Source organism: Nodularia sp. UHCC 0506 (assembly GCF_034931045.1).
In the GTDB taxonomy this organism is placed as follows: Bacteria; Cyanobacteriota; Cyanobacteriia; order Cyanobacteriales; family Nostocaceae; genus Nodularia.
In genome coordinates this window covers 23,676-40,076 of sequence record NZ_JAYGHH010000049.1, presented here as the reverse complement: position 1 = coordinate 40,076, position 16,401 = coordinate 23,676, and the positions used below count along the sequence as shown (strand labels likewise).

The 16,401-nt window shown below is 39.9% G+C and carries 11 protein-coding genes, 1 tRNA gene and 1 pseudogene; 3 read left to right on the top strand and 10 right to left on the bottom strand.

What is annotated here, in order from left to right; all coding sequences use genetic code 11:
- The 6 genes and pseudogenes from rplA to rplS form a co-directional block, all read right to left on the bottom strand.
- Positions 1 to 602 (bottom strand): annotated as a pseudogene (gene rplA / locus VB654_RS20755) (50S ribosomal protein L1); the annotation flags it as partial.
- Between the two features lie 107 nt (positions 603 to 709).
- Positions 710 to 1,135, bottom strand: coding sequence for a 50S ribosomal protein L11 (rplK, locus tag VB654_RS20750; protein WP_272012712.1), 426 nt, complete (start codon positions 1,133 to 1,135; stop codon positions 710 to 712).
- 6 nt (positions 1,136 to 1,141) lie between these two features.
- Entirely contained in the window at positions 1,142 to 1,774 is a 633-nt protein-coding gene (nusG, locus tag VB654_RS20745; RefSeq protein WP_323215698.1) for a transcription termination/antitermination protein NusG, read from the bottom strand.
- Complete coding sequence (gene secE, locus VB654_RS20740; RefSeq protein WP_323215697.1) at positions 1,774 to 1,995, bottom strand: preprotein translocase subunit SecE; 222 nt, start codon at positions 1,993 to 1,995, stop codon at positions 1,774 to 1,776. The genes nusG and secE overlap by 1 nt, the downstream gene beginning before the upstream one ends.
- Before the next feature lie 424 nt (positions 1,996 to 2,419).
- Positions 2,420 to 2,492, bottom strand: a tRNA-Trp gene (locus VB654_RS20735).
- Positions 2,493 to 2,730: 238 nt separating this feature from the next.
- Positions 2,731 to 3,093, bottom strand: a complete 363-nt coding sequence (gene rplS / locus VB654_RS20730) for a 50S ribosomal protein L19 (protein WP_323215696.1) — start codon at positions 3,091 to 3,093, stop codon at positions 2,731 to 2,733.
- Positions 3,094 to 3,248: 155 nt separating this feature from the next.
- On the opposite strand from rplS, the gene VB654_RS20725 reads away from it, so the two are divergent.
- Positions 3,249 to 4,190: a glycosyltransferase family 2 protein gene (locus VB654_RS20725; RefSeq protein ID WP_323215695.1), complete on the top strand. Its 942-nt coding sequence runs from the start codon at positions 3,249 to 3,251 to the stop codon at positions 4,188 to 4,190.
- 78 nt (positions 4,191 to 4,268) lie between these two features.
- On the opposite strand, the gene VB654_RS20720 is transcribed toward VB654_RS20725, so the two are convergent.
- From VB654_RS20720 to VB654_RS20710, 3 genes are all read right to left on the bottom strand, one after another.
- Positions 4,269 to 6,380 carry an ATP-binding protein gene (locus VB654_RS20720; protein ID WP_323215694.1) on the bottom strand — a complete coding sequence of 704 codons (2,112 nt, stop codon included), beginning with the start codon at positions 6,378 to 6,380 and terminating at the stop codon, positions 4,269 to 4,271.
- A gap of 497 nt (positions 6,381 to 6,877) precedes the next feature.
- A complete protein-coding gene (locus VB654_RS20715; protein WP_323215693.1) occupies positions 6,878 to 10,111 on the bottom strand; it encodes an efflux RND transporter permease subunit in 3,234 nt (1,077 codons plus the stop codon).
- A 149-nt stretch (positions 10,112 to 10,260) separates the two neighbouring features.
- Complete coding sequence (locus tag VB654_RS20710; RefSeq protein ID WP_323215692.1) at positions 10,261 to 11,709, bottom strand: efflux RND transporter periplasmic adaptor subunit; 1,449 nt, start codon at positions 11,707 to 11,709, stop codon at positions 10,261 to 10,263.
- Between the two features lie 622 nt (positions 11,710 to 12,331).
- Here VB654_RS20710 and VB654_RS20705 point away from each other — a divergent pair.
- Entirely contained in the window at positions 12,332 to 12,874 is a 543-nt protein-coding gene (locus VB654_RS20705; protein WP_323215691.1) for a phycobiliprotein lyase, read from the top strand.
- A gap of 112 nt (positions 12,875 to 12,986) precedes the next feature.
- Here VB654_RS20705 and VB654_RS20700 read toward each other — a convergent pair whose 3' ends face one another.
- Positions 12,987 to 14,318 (bottom strand): MFS transporter, encoded by a 1,332-nt coding sequence (locus VB654_RS20700; RefSeq protein WP_323215690.1) that lies wholly within the window; start codon positions 14,316 to 14,318, stop codon positions 12,987 to 12,989.
- 282 nt (positions 14,319 to 14,600) lie between these two features.
- On the opposite strand from VB654_RS20700, the gene VB654_RS20695 reads away from it, so the two are divergent.
- Positions 14,601 to 16,401, top strand: a 1,801-nt coding sequence (locus VB654_RS20695; RefSeq protein ID WP_323215689.1) for a TonB-dependent receptor, incomplete at its 3' end; no start/stop codon positions are given.

Sequence of the window (16,401 nt, the reverse complement as noted above, 5' to 3'; positions counted from 1 at the left end):
GGACGGTTGCGATCAATCGTCTCTTGCAACGCCTTCAAGTTTACCAACAAATCTTCAGGCGAGAAAGATACCTTACCAAACATAACATGGACAATACCAGTCCGATCAGCCCGGAATTCTAATTTACCAGCTTTGAATTCAGCGATCGCACTTGCTACGTCAAATGTCACCGTTCCACCCTTTGGTGATGGCATCAAACCACGGGGACCGAGTAATTTACCCAGTTTCGCCACCTGTGGCATTACATCCGGTGTAGCAATTAACTTGTCAAAATCCATCATCCCTTGTTGGATTTCGTTAATCAGCTCATCAGAGCCAACTATATCAGCACCAGCATTACTAGCTTCGGTAACTTTTTCACCCCTGGCAATAACTGCCACCCGCACAGTCTGTCCTGTACCTTTGGGTAGTGTCACCGTTGTCCGCAACTGTTGGTCTGTATACTTTGGGTCAATGCCTAGTCTGATATGCGCTTCTGCTGCCTCGGGAAACTTGGCTGTTGCGGTTTCTTTTAACAGATTTAAAGCTTCTAAGGGTGTATAGTCCCTATCTTCAACTTTTTCTAGCAGCGCCTGCAAACGGCGCGAAATTTTCTTGCCCATTTTTCTCTCCTGGGGTAATCACGAGACTTTACCTCTCCCCCGATAAATTAAGTACTGAGTGGTGAGTGTTTAGCGTTTTGCTAATTCCCATAACTCTAAACTCTCGACTAATCTGAGACGGTAACGCCCATATTTTTGGCAGTACCCTCCACAATCTTCATCGCCGCTTCAATGTCATTGGCGTTGAGATCAGGCATTTTAGTTTGAGCAATTTCTTGCAATTGAGCCTTTGTAATTGACCCAACTTTCTTTTTGTTGGGTTCATTAGAGCCGCGTTCGATTTTCGCTGCCTTGCGAATCAGTACTGATGCTGGTGGTGTTTTGAGTACAAATGTAAAACTCCGGTCTTCAAACACCGAAATTTCTACAGGGATTACCATTCCAGCTTGGTCTGCTGTTTTGGCATTGTACTCTTTACAGAACATCATAATGTTCACACCGTGTTGACCCAATGCGGGACCCACTGGTGGTGCTGGGTTGGCTTTTCCAGCATTCAGGGCCAGTTTAATGACCGCTACTACTTTCTTCGCCATTTTGTGTTAGCTCTGTTTCTCTACCTGATTAAATTCTAATTCTACTGGTGTATCTCGACCAAAAATCGAGAGCAAGGCTTTTAATTTGCTTCGCTCTGGACTGACTTCAATCACCTCGCCTTCAAAGTCTTTAAAAGGACCTGAAAGCACGACTATCTTATCACCAGTCGCCATGTCAATTTTGACAATTGGCTCCTGTTCACTAGTCTGCTTGAATATCCGTTCTACTTCTGATGGACCTAAAGGTACGGGCTTAACGTGACCACGGCTTTTGCTACCGCCACGTTTTTGTTCTGCTCCCACGAAATTAATTACATGGGAAGTGTTTCGCACCACTTGCCAAGTGTCATCTTCCATCACCATTCGTACTAGCACATAACCAGGAAAAACTTTTTCCTCTGTGTGCTGACGACTGCCATCTTTGCGGATTTTTACCGCTGGCGTGTGAGGAATTTCCACTTGGACAATTTTGTCAGAGACATCAAAAGTTTGGATACGTTGCTCCAAGTTTGTTTTGACGCGTTTTTCACAGCCTGAAGCTACTTGTACTGCATACCAGCGTACTTCATTAAGGGCTGGTTCTGCTGCTTCCTCGGAATGCAACGCTGAGTTATATGGTTCGTCTGTTGCAGAAGTCATCAGAATACCTGTTGTGCTACCCAACCGAACAATCCATCGACCAAATATATCAAAGATGCGGAGAGTGTCACCATTAGCAGCACACCTGCTGATTCGCTTACTAGCTGCTTGCGACTTGGCCAAACCACTTTTTCCAGTTCTTCTTTCGTACCCTGAAAGAAGTTAACTAAACTGAATGTATTGGTATTTGCTGGCATTTCTGCTTCATTTTTTTTGGCCACTGTCTAATACCCCCGTTTCTTTAATAAAGCTATATCCTGCTAATTTTCATCCAGGTTCACAGCTTTGATTGCATCATCCTTACTGAAAGCAAGAAAGCTTTGACATCCTCCCCCACATAAATGACGGGGGATTTTGGGTTCAAACAGCAATTGCAGGCGTAGCCCGTCTTACATCACCTCGCCCAATGGACAACGCCCTGCCCATCAGCTGTTCACCCCGGAGTTTTATTTCGCGTTAGCGAACAGTTTTATTGTATCATCACCGAATAAATTCGGTTATTCGCTTATATCCCCCGAATAGAATTCAGGGGCTTTTACGCATCACGAATCGTAAATACAAAATAATCACATCCGAAAGGAACCAGGGCTATCTGCTAAGTTAACAGGAGTGCTGTTTTTTCGGGCTATATTTTTTGCTTTTAAGCGCGCCCTGGAGGACTTGAACCCCCGACATCAGGTTTTGGAGACCTGCGTTCTACCAACTGAACTAAGAGCGCACAAAGTACGTGGGATTCAGTTATTTATCTGAACCTTTTTTAGTATAACGCATTTCGACTCTTATTTCAATTTATTTTTGCCGGGGGGACAAATTAGCACCAACAGAAGGTTGCTAGTAGAAATTTCTCCCATACTTTGAACCGAAATTTACTTACTCAGCACTTTCGCACTTGATGAAACCAGTCTAGTCTTTTCCCAAGGAGGAACTAGGGTGGCGATCTTTTAACTCAGCACTTTTCATAAAGCACGGTCAAAACGTTGTTTGATTCTAGTAGCTTTACCTACACGTCCGCGTAAGTAATAGAGTTTAGCACGCCGGACTTTACCTCGGCGGAGGATTTTAATGTTGTCGATTCGCGGAGAGTGTAGCAAAAATACCCGTTCAACACCGATACCTTGAAACACCCGACGGACTGTAATAGTTTCGTTAATGCCACCATTTCGTTTGGCAATGACTACACCCTCGTAAGGTTGTACGCGAAACTTTTCTCCTTCTTTAATCTTGACACCTACTTTGACGGTATCGCCTACATAGATGATGGGCAGATTCGATTTTAGCTGTTCCGCTTCAATGGAGCGGATAATCTCTTGAGCGCTCATAGTCTTTCTACTTTAAAAACTCACAATCACTAATCATAAATCGATATTCCTATTTCAGTCTACTTATTTAGATGAAAAAATCAACAATTTTACCGATTTCAATGGACTGGACATACAGGATATAGTGTGTGAGTATATGCCACAAGCATCAAATTATGAAATTTAGTATTGTCATAACTACTTGCAATCGCTTAAACTTACTAAAGCGTGCTATTAAATCTGCATTGAACCAGACAGTACCTTGTGAAGTAGTTGTTGCTGATGACTGTTCATCTGATGAAACCGAAAAATACATCCAAAGCTTAGGTAATTCGGTTGTTTATTATCGCAATGAGGTTAACAAAGGTCACGCAGAAACGGTAAATATTGGGGTGCAACAAGCCAGTGGTGATTGGATTAAGTTTTTGGATGATGATGATTATTTGGCTCCCAATTGTATAGCAGAAATGACTAAAGCGATCCTTTTGTGTCCAGATGCTGTGATATGTTCCTGTGTAGCGGCTCAGATGGATATTCATGACAATGAACTGAGTCGTACTCCCAAAGTTGGGCCTGGGTTAGCTTTTTATATCCCACAAACGGATATTCACTACGGTATGCTGCTAGAACTTGTACCCTTTGGTACACCTGTTCAGGTAGCTTGTAGACGAGATGCTTTTTGCCAAACTAATGGTTGGGACTCCCAATTCGATGCTTGTGATGATATTGATTCTTGGGTTCGCATCGCTCAGTTTGGTCACGCAATTTTCCTCAATCAGTGTTTGGCTTACCGTACTATTTGGCCTGGCGCTCATAATCAAAAGCTGTCTTTTGCCCACCGACTAAATACAAATATTCGGATTAAAGAGAAAATATACGCTTTAGTTGATCCAAAACACCAACTTCATCTACCGACGCTTCAGAAAATAAAAAACTATCTGAGACTGCATTGGACTTTAGCTGCTCTGAAGCAAAGAAATTTCTCAAGCTTTTTGTCGATCTTAAATAAGACCGTATTCTCAATTAGTTCCTGGAAAATTTTGTTAACAACTACTTTATCGCGGAAGTCTCATTTTCACAATTCTAATATACGTAAATTTATTTTGATTAAATCTTGATTTTGGGATAGCTGGGTCATATTAGTTAGGGCAGTATTGATAGCTCTAAGCCTTCCAGTAACTGGTTTTATGAGTTTGTTACCTTTTTAACTTGATTTGTTGTTTTAAAGGAATTTCAATCACAAATTGTGTACCCTCACCTAGAGATGAAAGACAGTAAAATTTACCACCGTGATTTTTGGTAATAATTTGGTAGCTAATAGACATACCCATGCCTGTGCCTTTACCAATTGGTTTAGTGGTAAAGAAAGGATTGAAAATTAGTTGTTTGATTTTGTCTGGTATACCCAAACCATTGTCGCTGATTTTAATACTAATTTGATGCTCATTCAGCATCTGTGTAGAAATACGAATAATGCTAGGAGATTGCTGCATTTCCTGATAAGACCGATTTTCATCTCTTTCTTCTAATACATCTATAGCATTAGTTAAAATGTTGATAAATACTTGATTTAATTGTCCGGCGTAGCATTCTACCCGTGGCAATTTAGCATATTCTTTGATGACTTCAATGCCGGGATGTCCTGGTTTATCTTTTAGACGATTTCTTAAAATTAGCAAAGTGCTATCAATGCCTTCATGGATATCAACTGCTTTACATTCAGCTTCATCCAGGCGGGCAAAATTTCGTAATGAAAGCACGATTTGAGCAATGCGTTCTGCTCCTATTTTCATCGAATATAGTAATTTAGGTAAATCTTGTCTTAAAAAATCTAGGTCTATGGCCTCAATTTCTTGTTGAATAATAGGAACTGGCTGGGGATAGTATTCCTGATATAAGTTAATCAGTTTAAGTAAGACTTGAATATAATCATTTGCTGGGGCGATATTGCCATAAATAAAATTCACTGGGTTATTAATTTCGTGGGCTACCCCCGCTACTAATTGACCAAGAGAAGACATTTTTTCACTCTGGATCATTTGAGTTTGAGTCCGTTGTAATTCTTCCAGGGCTTTTTCTAGTGTTTGAGCTTGTTGCCGAAATTTAACTTCTGACTGCCGTAAAGCTTTTTCAGCAGTTTTGCGATCGCTAATATTATTCATGGTTCCAGCTATACAGCCAGTTCCTGTAATCTGATTGATTAAAAACTTACCCCGGTCTTCTACATAGATATAAGAACCATCTTTTTTTTGTAGGCGATATTCAAGTTGATATTGACTTTTGTTCTGGATTGCAGATGCCCATGTAGATATTACCCTGGGGAGATCATCATGTTGAATATGTGCTTTCCAATGAGCTAGATCAAATTGTTTCCACTCATCAGCAGTGTATCCGGTAATTTCTGCAATTGCTCCGGCCCAATGAATGTCATGGTCAGCCAGATCATAAACATAAATCAATTGTCCGGTTTGCTCAACAACTAAACGAAATTGGTTTTTGCTGACAGCTAAAGCCGCTTCTACAGATTTGCGATCGCTAGATTCAATTACTAGTCGGACAAATTCAGTAATTGAGCTAATAAAGCTTTGTTCTTCTAAAGTCCATTGACGCTGACTTCCCAAACTTTCACAACACACGACACCAATCACCTTTCCCCTCGACCAAATTCTGACATCGAGCATTGAGGTAATGCCTAATGGTAGTGTATAACTTGCGGAAAATTCTGAAGTACGACTATCTTGATGAACATCAGAAACAGCAATAATTTGTTCTTCTTTCAGGGCTTGAAAATAATTAGGGTAGTCACAAACTAATAATTCAAAACCAGAATCATGAGAATTACTAGGACGTTCATATAAATCAGCGCATTGAATTTTGGTATAATCTTCTGTGTATAACCAAACGCTCACACGCTCTACATCCAGACCAAGACTAGCCACTTCTGTGACATATTTTATGGTAGTTGGAAAGTCATCATATTGCAATGACTCACTTTGTACAAGTTGCTGTAAAGCAATATTATGTCTTTGACAGCTTTGTTCAGTTTGTTGTTTTACTAATTCAGCTTTTTTGTATTCATTAATTTCTTGTTCTAACTGATTAACTCTTTGATGCAAAAGTGCTGTTCGTGCTTGTATTTCTTGTTCTATATTGTCATTAATTTGCCGTAAAAAATAATCTAATGACTGCTTGTTATCTACATAAATATGATCCGTGATTCCCTCTAGAATGTTCCGCAGAGACAGTTGAAAATCTGGGTGTAAATTTTCTTGATTCTTAGAAGTAGAAACCTGATTAAAAAATTCCATCTTCCTTTATCCTGCAAGGTATTGAATTTAATACATTTCTGGCATATTTTTCCCAAGCCTTTGGAATGTGTAAATTAAAAAGTTGTATGTGAAGTCCAGAAATATTGATCTTTATCTGTGGTTCCTGATTTTTTTACTTCACCAATTTCACAACACCAGATTTTTTCCTGGGTATTTTAAAAATATTGCAGAATCTTAATAAAACTTATTTTTGGTTAATTTGCTTGATTTTACAATGTTAATATACAGTCTGATCCAAGGTAATTCCAGATTACAGCTAAAATATTTCATAATGAGTAATGTCTTTTCAAGAATGCTGTGAGTTTTCAGTCCCTGACTCTACCAGTACGAAAAGCTCAAATGTACTTTGCCATCACATCTTAGAAAGCCACAATTGCAGACATTAGTTGGTCTGCAATACATTATAAGGGCGCAAAACACTGCACCCAGAAAAAAGTTCTAGATTATACACAATTATACAGCTAAGATAATGCTTCTTAGTCTAACTTTTTTTTCCATCCACCCAAATGGATTAAAATTGGCTTTGCCCAACGCCAATGTAATAAATCGTGCAGCATAGTATAAAAACAAGGGATGATAAACAGTGTTAACAATGTGGCTAAAGACAAACCCGAAAATACTACCACACCCAATGGTTGGAGAAATTCTGAACCCTCACCAATTCCCAAAGCTAGGGGAAACATACCTAAAACTGTGGTAATGGTGGTCATTAATATGGGACGTAAGCGCTGCGGCGCAGCTTGTAAAATTGCAGTTTTCCTGTTAACTTTGTCCCGTTCACGAATTTGATTGGCTAGTTCTACCATGATAATGGCATTGTTGACCACAATACCTACCAGCAATACCGCACCGACGATGACAGTTGCACCAATGGCAGTATTAGTAATGTAAAGTCCAAAAATTCCTCCTGCTAAAGCCAGAGGAATGGTCAACATAATTACCAAAGGGTCAATGAGTGAATTGTACTGCACTGCCATGACCACAAATACCAGAAAACTAGCTAATCCTCCTAATAATTGCAGCGAGTTTTGCAATTCCTGATTAGATGCAGCGGTCGAACTGGGTAAAATACTCACACCTTCAGGCAAATTTAAACTATTTAATATTGTATCTACCTCTGTGAAAGCATCACTGAGGTTAGCTTCTTCAGTTAAATTGCCAGCCAGTATGAATACCTGACGCTGATTAATTCTCTGAATTTCCCCAGGTGCTTGTCCTTCAGTAATTGTCGCCACATCGCTCAGACGCACTTGGCGATTATTGTTAACGAACAAAGGTAATCTTTCTAATTGAGAAACCTCTTGGATAGCTGATTCATTTAACTGCACCCTCACATCTACTAAGCGGTTACTGCGTTGTAGTTGGGTCGGTACACTTCCTTGGATGGCCGTTTGAATTGTGTCGCCAATATCTCTAGTACTTAAGCCAAAATTGGCTACTCTGTCCCAGTCTGGACGAATTTGCAGTTCCGGTTGACGGTCATCAGCATCAGGGCGGAATCTGACTAAGGTGGCGCGGTCTTCTAAGGCTGTGAGTACTTCTCGACCAGCTTGTTCTAAGTTTTCTGTGTTGTTACCCTGAAGGATGATATCAACATCAGCACCACGAACTGGAGAGTTGCTAAGAATTAAACCCCGTACTTGACCGGGAGAAAGGCGTAAACGAATTCCCACTAAATTCAGCTGGTTAAATTCTTTGGTAACTCGTTCTATATAAGCTTCTGTGTTAGTTCCTGGTTTTAGGGTAATAGTGCTAGTACCTCTGAGGGGATTAGCATTGACATTTGTGCCAAAAAGCGCACCACCAGCTGTAGTGAAGACATATTCTGTTTCTGGTTGCTGGAGGAGGATTTCATCCACCATCGCCATCACTTTGCGGTTGGTTTCTAGGGGCGTACCAGGCGGAAACTGAGCATTTAATCTGGCTTGTCCTGTGCTAATTCGCGGCAGAATTTCTTGGGGAATTTGCGGAGCTATCCACAAACTACCACCACCGAATATGATGAGAGCGATCGCCACTGTTAAAAATCGCCAGCGCAATATATCAGCCAAAAATCGCTTATATCTGTTTGTCGCGGTATCAAAGCGGCTATTAAATTCTTCTAGTAACCAAAACTTACTCAACCCACTAGAAAACTTCCAGGATAAGGTGCGGGAAGTCAGCATGGGTATAATTGTCATCGCAATCAAAATTGAAGCGGCCACAGAAAAGCTGATAGTGAGAATTAACTCATTAAATAGTAGTGAGATAAAGCCACCAATCAGCAAAAATGGCATCACTGCTACTAAGTTGGTACTAGTAGAAGCAATTAAAGCTGACTCTACTTCCTGACTACTTTGTTCAGCCTGTTGAATCAGTTGTTGGGAATTCATGCGAGTTTTGGTATTCTTACCGGGAGTCATCCCTGCACCCTCGGCAATGTTCTCCAACATGACGATGGAGTTATCCACCACAATACCTACACCTAAAGCTAAACCACCCAAGCTGAAAACATTGAGGGATAAGCCAAATATTCCCATTAAGATGATGGCGGCTAAACTCGCTAAAGGGATGGCAATAACAATAATAAAAGTTTGTCGCAAAGAACCAAGGAAGAGTAAAACCGCAAATGCAGCTAGTCCCGTCCCAATTAATCCCGAAGTCACAACATTAGAAATGGAATTGCGGATAAACTGTGACTCATCTAAGGTAGCTGTGAGTATTGTTCCTTCAGGAAATACACCAGATGCTTGGAGTTCTGCTATACGTTTTTTAACACCATCAACCACATTCACTGTGTTAGCATCTGGCTGTTTTTGAATGCTAACTTTAACAGATGGTTCTCCATTGAGTAAAACGTAAATGCGCTGTTGTTCGGAACCATCAATAACTTCGGCAAAATCTCGCAAATAAACGCGGCGATTTAGAGCTGGTGGCTGGGTATTGGCATTTGAGGACGAATTGACCTCAAAAGATAAATTTTTAATTTCATCTGCACTTTGGAAACGCCCCACAGTCCGAGTCAATGGCTCAGAATTTGACCCTAAAAGCCGACCACCAGAAACATCTTGATTACGATCTCTCAGTTCATCCAAAACATCAGTCAAACCCACACCCAAGGCTTGCAAACGATCCAAATCTACATTGACTCGAACTTCTTCTTTCACTCCTCCTGATATGTCTACTGATGCGACTCCAGGGACAACACCGAGTTCTCGAACTAGTTCTTCTTCAGCAAAAACCCGCAAATCTAGGCTATCTAAGGAGGGCGAAGTTAAGGCAAATTCGTAAACTGGTAACTGGGAAGGATCAAATTTGAATAAGCGTGGTGTTTCAATAGTATCTGGTAATCTGCCTCTAGCTCGATTAAAGGAAGCTGTCGCATCATTTAAGGCTTGATCAATATCACCCCCTGGTTGAAAATACAGATCCAAACTGACCTGACCTTCACGAGTTTGGGAAAAAATCTGTAATACACCTTCAGTGGCTGAAAAGGCTGATTCTAAAGGTCTTGTGATTTCATCAATGGCTACTTCTGGAGAAATTCCTGGTGCAGCTATTCGCACACCAATTCGGGGATAGGTAATTGATGGAAGTAAATCTACAGGGATTTTGATGATAAAAAAGACACCCATTACCACTACTGCTAAAGCCAGCATGAGTGTGCCGATGTGTCGGCGGATGGAAATGGTACTAATACTAAATCCGCCGCCCTTTGGTATTTCTTGCATTTATTGCTAATCTCCAATAAAAGGGCTAATGTAGCAAAAGTCAAAAGTCAAAATTAAAATACTTGCTGTGACTGGGTTTGAAACTTTTGCCATGTACTAACCACCTTGGCGGTTGCTATAAAACACCGAGTAGGGTGATTTTTTAAGGTTTAATTTGTGGTTTCTGACAAAACTGAAAGAACTACAGTGTCACCTTCTTGTAAAGGTCTACCACTACGAGCAACATAAGGTTCACCTGCTTGCAAGCCAGATAAAATTTCTACTTTACCATCAGCTTCATTTCCTAAAGTTACAGCACGCGCCTTCACCTTAGTTTTACCTTCTGTGTCTGTAATTATAAAGACTTTACCATTGCGGTTATCTGACTGGCTTTTAGCTGTTGTGGACTCGGCAAAATTATTATTTTTTGTTTCTTTTTGAATAGCTGCTTGGGATACCACTACTCGCTGTGATGTCTGGGGTTCAAACTTGACTCTTGCCAATAACCCACTGCCAATTTTGTTATTGTTATTCGGAATCACTACCTCTACTGGTATCAACCGAGCCGTCGCATCGGCAACTGGAGAGATGCGTGTAACTCTGCCAATTAATAATTCGTCGGGAAAAGCATCTAAGCTAACTTGCACAGATTGTCCGACTTTAATTTGCGATAGTTCTAATTCAGAAACTTGCACTACGACTTTGACACGGCTAAAGTCTGCAATTTGTAAAACTTCATTTCCTGGTTGGAGTAGATTACCTGGTTCTGTAACTCTTTGGGTAATTATACCAGTGATGGGGGAGATTAAACGAGCGTAGGATCGGCGCTCTTTAAATTGAGCAACTACGGCTTGTTGAGCTATGACTCTACCTTGGGCGGCGGCGACGGCTTGCTGTTCTGTACGTACCCGGTCTTCGGATGCTCGTAGTGACTGGGCTGCTGTTTTGGCTTGGGTTCGGGCTTGTTCGGCAGTTTGTTGGGCGATCGCACCGACTTGAAAGAGTTCCTGTTGCCGTTGAGAATCTGATTGTGCTTGCACTAATTCTAATCGCGCTCTTTCCACTTCTGCACGGGCATTACTAACCTGAGTTTCTGCCCTGGCGACTTCTGATCCCAGTGCTGCTAGTTCGGCTTCTGCCTGTTTGAGTGATGTTAAAAGGATGGCATCGTCTAACAGTCCCACGTTCTGCCCCTGTTTAACTTGATCGCCTACGTCTAAATTCAAAGCTAATAACCTTCCTTCTACTTGCGATCGCAAGGAAACAGTGCGATATGGTGTGGTATTACCTGTATAACTTGATTGTACGCGCAACAAACTAGTGCGAGCGATCGCAACATCTACAGGTATGGCATTATTACTGCGCCCTCCCTGACTACCTTGCTGAGATTGCGCTTTAGCAGACTCTTTTGGCATCGCTCCACAACTTGCCGTCAAGAGTCCAACACCTAGTAAAAAAGTAATGTATGGGATGGATTTTAATGAAAGGCGATTTGCTACTGCTATTTTTTGTTTCGTTTCTGAGATTGAGTGCAACTGGGGATTAATTACCTGGTTTAAGGAGCCGTGATCGTTTGGCAATTTTGCCTGTTTTTTAGGCATTTTTTTCTCCAAAATCATGTATTTTACGCCTAAAGTGGAGTTTCTTAAACTGCAACAGCCTGTATATTTCCCCGTAATTTAAGATAGATATTACTAAATTTTTAAGAAGAATGAATATATAAGCGATCTGACAGTTTTTTGACTTTAGTGTTTCGTTTCATTCACTAAAATATTTACCATTATGCTGCTTATGCAAAAGTAAATATTTTCTAGCCCCGAATAAAAATGTGATTTTAGTATATAGGACTTACGCAACTGGCATATTATTTTAAGTTTATTTTGAGGGCTTTAGTCCTTAAAATAAGGGCTGTTCGCGTAGCGTTCCCATAGAGTAGCCCTGACTACAAGCAAAAAATTTTATTTTTTGTGACAATTGCGTAAGTCATAGTATAAATATTATCCCTCATCTAGTTTCCGTTCCCAAGTTGAGGAATCTAAAATAGCCATCTTTCGGAATCTTTTAGACTAACGTTAATTTGAGTAGACTCCAATTATGATACCTTATTTTACATAAATATACATACTGTGGCAAATTCACTAGATATTTTTCGCTGTATATTAAAATTTTTAACTAAAAATTGCCTTTTGTCTCCATGTATTATATAGATAATGCCAATTTTTGCTCAGGCGAGGACGAAGAGTGACATCACCGCTACAACTTGCACAAACCATTGACGAATCCCAGATTGCAGAGTTTTTCCAAGAATCTGTAGGTCATTGGCGATCTGAAAGACGCTACTATACTTTGCCAGAGGGCGAAATCAAGGAAATGGAAAGTTTAATCAGCATCCGTTTTTTAGAACCAGGATGTAATGAATTGCAAGCTCTAGGACAAATACATGATTTACCAGATTCTGTGAGTTTAATCTGTGGTGCGGAAGTCACCTGGGATAGTACAGATGTGCTAAATAACAAAAAAGAGTCTCAAGGTTCCACATTATTTGGAGTTTTGGGAAATATTTTATATCGCGATCGCGGTTTTGCCACATCCAAACCTGTAACCGCTAAATATTATTTCCCTAACCCTAAAACATTATGTTTGCGAACTGAATATAACGGCTCGGTATTTGAGGAGGAATTAAAACTTATTGGTAGCAAATATCGCACTAGACAAACAATTATCTCTCGTGCTGGTGAGCAGTTGATGATTGGTCAATATTTAGAAAAGAGAATCGACCCTTAAACTTGGTGAGGGTGGGTTAAAGTCTCCCAGGGCTATACCCACCAAACTTAAAATGGTGCAAAAAATTGTAGCGTTGGGTTGCGGTGCGCTTACTGACATAAAAGGGATAACTTTAAAAAATCCTCTTAGCATCAGGCAATAAAGTTTCAATTTCTCGTAGATTAGGTAAGCTGTAAGCAGATATTCCGACAATAATTAATCCCACCGAAGAAAGTGTATATAAAAGAGCAATTCCACTCCCATTTCCTACTCCAAAAATTCCACCAAAAACTCTAGTTAGGATTCCTCCTGGCTCCATCGCTGGTGTAAATACTTGGTCAGTCAAAAAACCTGCTATTAACTTCGCAAGAGGAGAAGCAACACCAATTAAAGCGGAACTAGTAGCAATTATTCTCCCTTGTATATTCGCTTCTATTTTGGTTAGTATAATTGCTTGTTTAGCACTGCCCATAATCGGAAAACTAATTGAGGATAGGAATTGAGTGGGAAACCAAATTAATAAGTTTTGTCCCATGCCAAACACAGTTTTACTTAAACCTGCTCCCATAATACTCAACAAAAACCAATCAATTTTCTTACCTTTAATTCGCCATCCAGTAATAACTATTGTCCCGAAAATGCCACCAATTCCTGCTGCTGCGCTCACTATTCCCAAAACTTGAGTATCATTCCCACTACGCGCCAAAATCATTGGAGAATAGAGAGCTTTGCCAATATCATGGGAAAATTGGAAAATGGCTGCAATTATTATCAATGAGAACAAACTGGGGCGAGTGAAAATATATTCAAAACCAAATTTAATTTGCTGCCAAATAGAGGAACGGGGTTTGATTTGTGTGGGTGAAGGAGACGCAGATACAGGATGAGGAATATTTACAAATAAGACAGTTGTAACAGCAACTATAAAAGTTATGAGGTCAACAAATAGAATTCCTAATAAATCTACAACCGGATATAAAGCACCAGCAACTGCTGGAGCAATAATTACAGAACCATAATGTAATACAGAACCCATGCCACTGGCGCGAGTATAACCCTCTTGGGGAACAAGCATTGTAATCGAAGCGGTATAAGCAAGTTTCTGAAAACGTGCAAATGCACCATTAAACGCACCTGTCAAGTACAAATGCCAAAGTTCTAAATTATCCGTAAGATAAAGTAACAATATGATCATGGTTGAGCAGCCTACTACTGTATCCCCCAGAATCATTAACTTTTTACGGGAAAACTGATCTGCGATCGCCCCAGCCAATGGAGAAATTAGCAAAGCTGGAACTTCTGTAAAAAATGCCAGTAACGCAATGGGAGTTGCTTGTGCAGTCAAGTTCCACAGCCAAATCGTTAGTGCAAAGCGAGTCATATAGCTACCAATTGTGGAAACCATTTGACCACTCCAGACAATTATAAATGTGCGCCAATGGGTCGGTGGAGTTAAAAACGGCATCAATTTTTTGAGTTGGTTTATTGGCAGGAATAAGTATTAAGCAGTGTAACTTATGATATTCTATGCCCTATTGGTAATGGAAAATAATCTCAACTACTTTACTGGTTTTTATCTAGTCCGCTTCTAGGCTTAAGCATTAAAACCAGCAAAATCGTATTATCCTCCAATTATCGAGATTATTTCTTGATGTTTGTCTTGATACATAGCAATATTGATGGTAGTATTCTATTCATTAATTGCAATTAGCTCTCAAGAGTATAAGAGTCGCATTGAGCAACTTTCATGAACAAACATTTTTTCTTGTATCCTATTGTTCCGATCACAACAATATTGGTGACAACTGCGGTTCATGCAGCACCGTCTTCTGTAACTGATGTGCAACTAAATAGTATCGATGATGAAAGTCTGCAACTGATCATTGTCTCACCTAATTCTGCCGAAATAGAAGTTATAGAAAGCTTTTCAGGGGATAGAACAGTTTTAATTGATCTTCTGCAAACACAACTACAATTACCAGGACAAGAAAGCCTGCTTTGGTCTGATCCGTCTGTGGACATTACAGAAATAACCGTTGTTCAGGAATCTCCTGAGCGGATTCAGGTAAGAATTGAGGGGGCAACCACATTTCCAGAGATCAATATTGAATCAACTGTTGAAGGACTTATTTTCAACTTACCCAAACCAGGAACTTTAGCAGAAACAACTCCTACAGAAGAAGCAGAAACAACTCCTACAGAAGAAGCAACTGAACCAATTGAATTATTTGTTACTGCAACTCGTACAGAAGAAAATATACTTAATATTCCTCGTTCGACAACTGTTATTCGCCGAGAAGCAATTGAACAACAATCACAACTATCTAATAATCTTGCAGATATTTTAGGGAATACTGTACCTGGTTTTGGTCCACCTAGTCAAAGTGCTTCTAACCGCGCTCAATCCTTACGTGGTCGTCAACCTTCAGTCTTAATTGATGGTGTTCCCTTATCTAGCAACCTGAGCGTTTTTCAAGATTTACGTAGTATCTCTCCTGATGCAGTAGAACGAGTAGAAGTTGTTCGAGGTCCTACATCAATCTACGGTGCAGAAGCACGGGGTGGTGTAATCAATATTATTACTCGTCAACCCACAGAAGAAACATTTACTGCTACCACCAACTTAAAAATTGGTCCGAGAATTTCCTTATCTAATTTTTCTCAGAGTTTCGGCGCAGGAATTGAACAACTATTTTCCGGTCGGGTAGGAAATTTTGATTATCTTCTCAACACTTCCTACGCAGGAACTGGTAACATTTTTGATGCCCAAGGAGATATTATTCCCGTAGGTAGGTCACAAGGTTTAGATAACTTAGAGACTCTTAACGTCTTAGCCAAAGCAGGTTTAAATATTACTCCTGACCAACGATTACAGCTAACAGTTAATTATTTTGACGATAAACAAAACCCACCAACATTACCAGATCCTAGCGTTGATCAAATTAATGAGCGAGTTAAATCAAGACCATTAAACCTTGAAAGAGGATTAGAATTAGAAAATTTACCTGGTCGAGAAAATTTAACCATTAATTTAAATTATGCTCATGAGAATTTTTTAAGTGGTGATTTAAATTTTCAAGCATTTTTTAATGAATCTACTGTTGTAACTATTCCCCAAGATAATCGCCGGACAATATTTCAGTCTGTTTCTAATAGTACTACCGAATCAAATAAATATGGCGCACGACTTGGTATTAATACACCTTTGGCAACAAACTTAAGATTACTTTGGGGAGCAGATTATGCTAAGGAATCTATTGAACAGCCCTTAGATATTTTTGATCCTAATATATTTGATGCAAGTGGTGGTACAAGATTTGAAAAAATTGACGAAGCCTTTTTCTCTCCACCTTACGATTTAGAGACATTAGGTTTATTTAGCCAATTGAATTGGCAAGCTAGTGAGCGATTATCTTTGACTGGAGGACTAAGATTTGAACGTTTTAATATGTCGGTCGATGATTTTAATGTCCTTGGCTCTATTAATGTCCCTCAACTTCCGGCAGCAGCAGAAGAAGTTACTGGTGGTCAAGTAAGTTTTAATGATG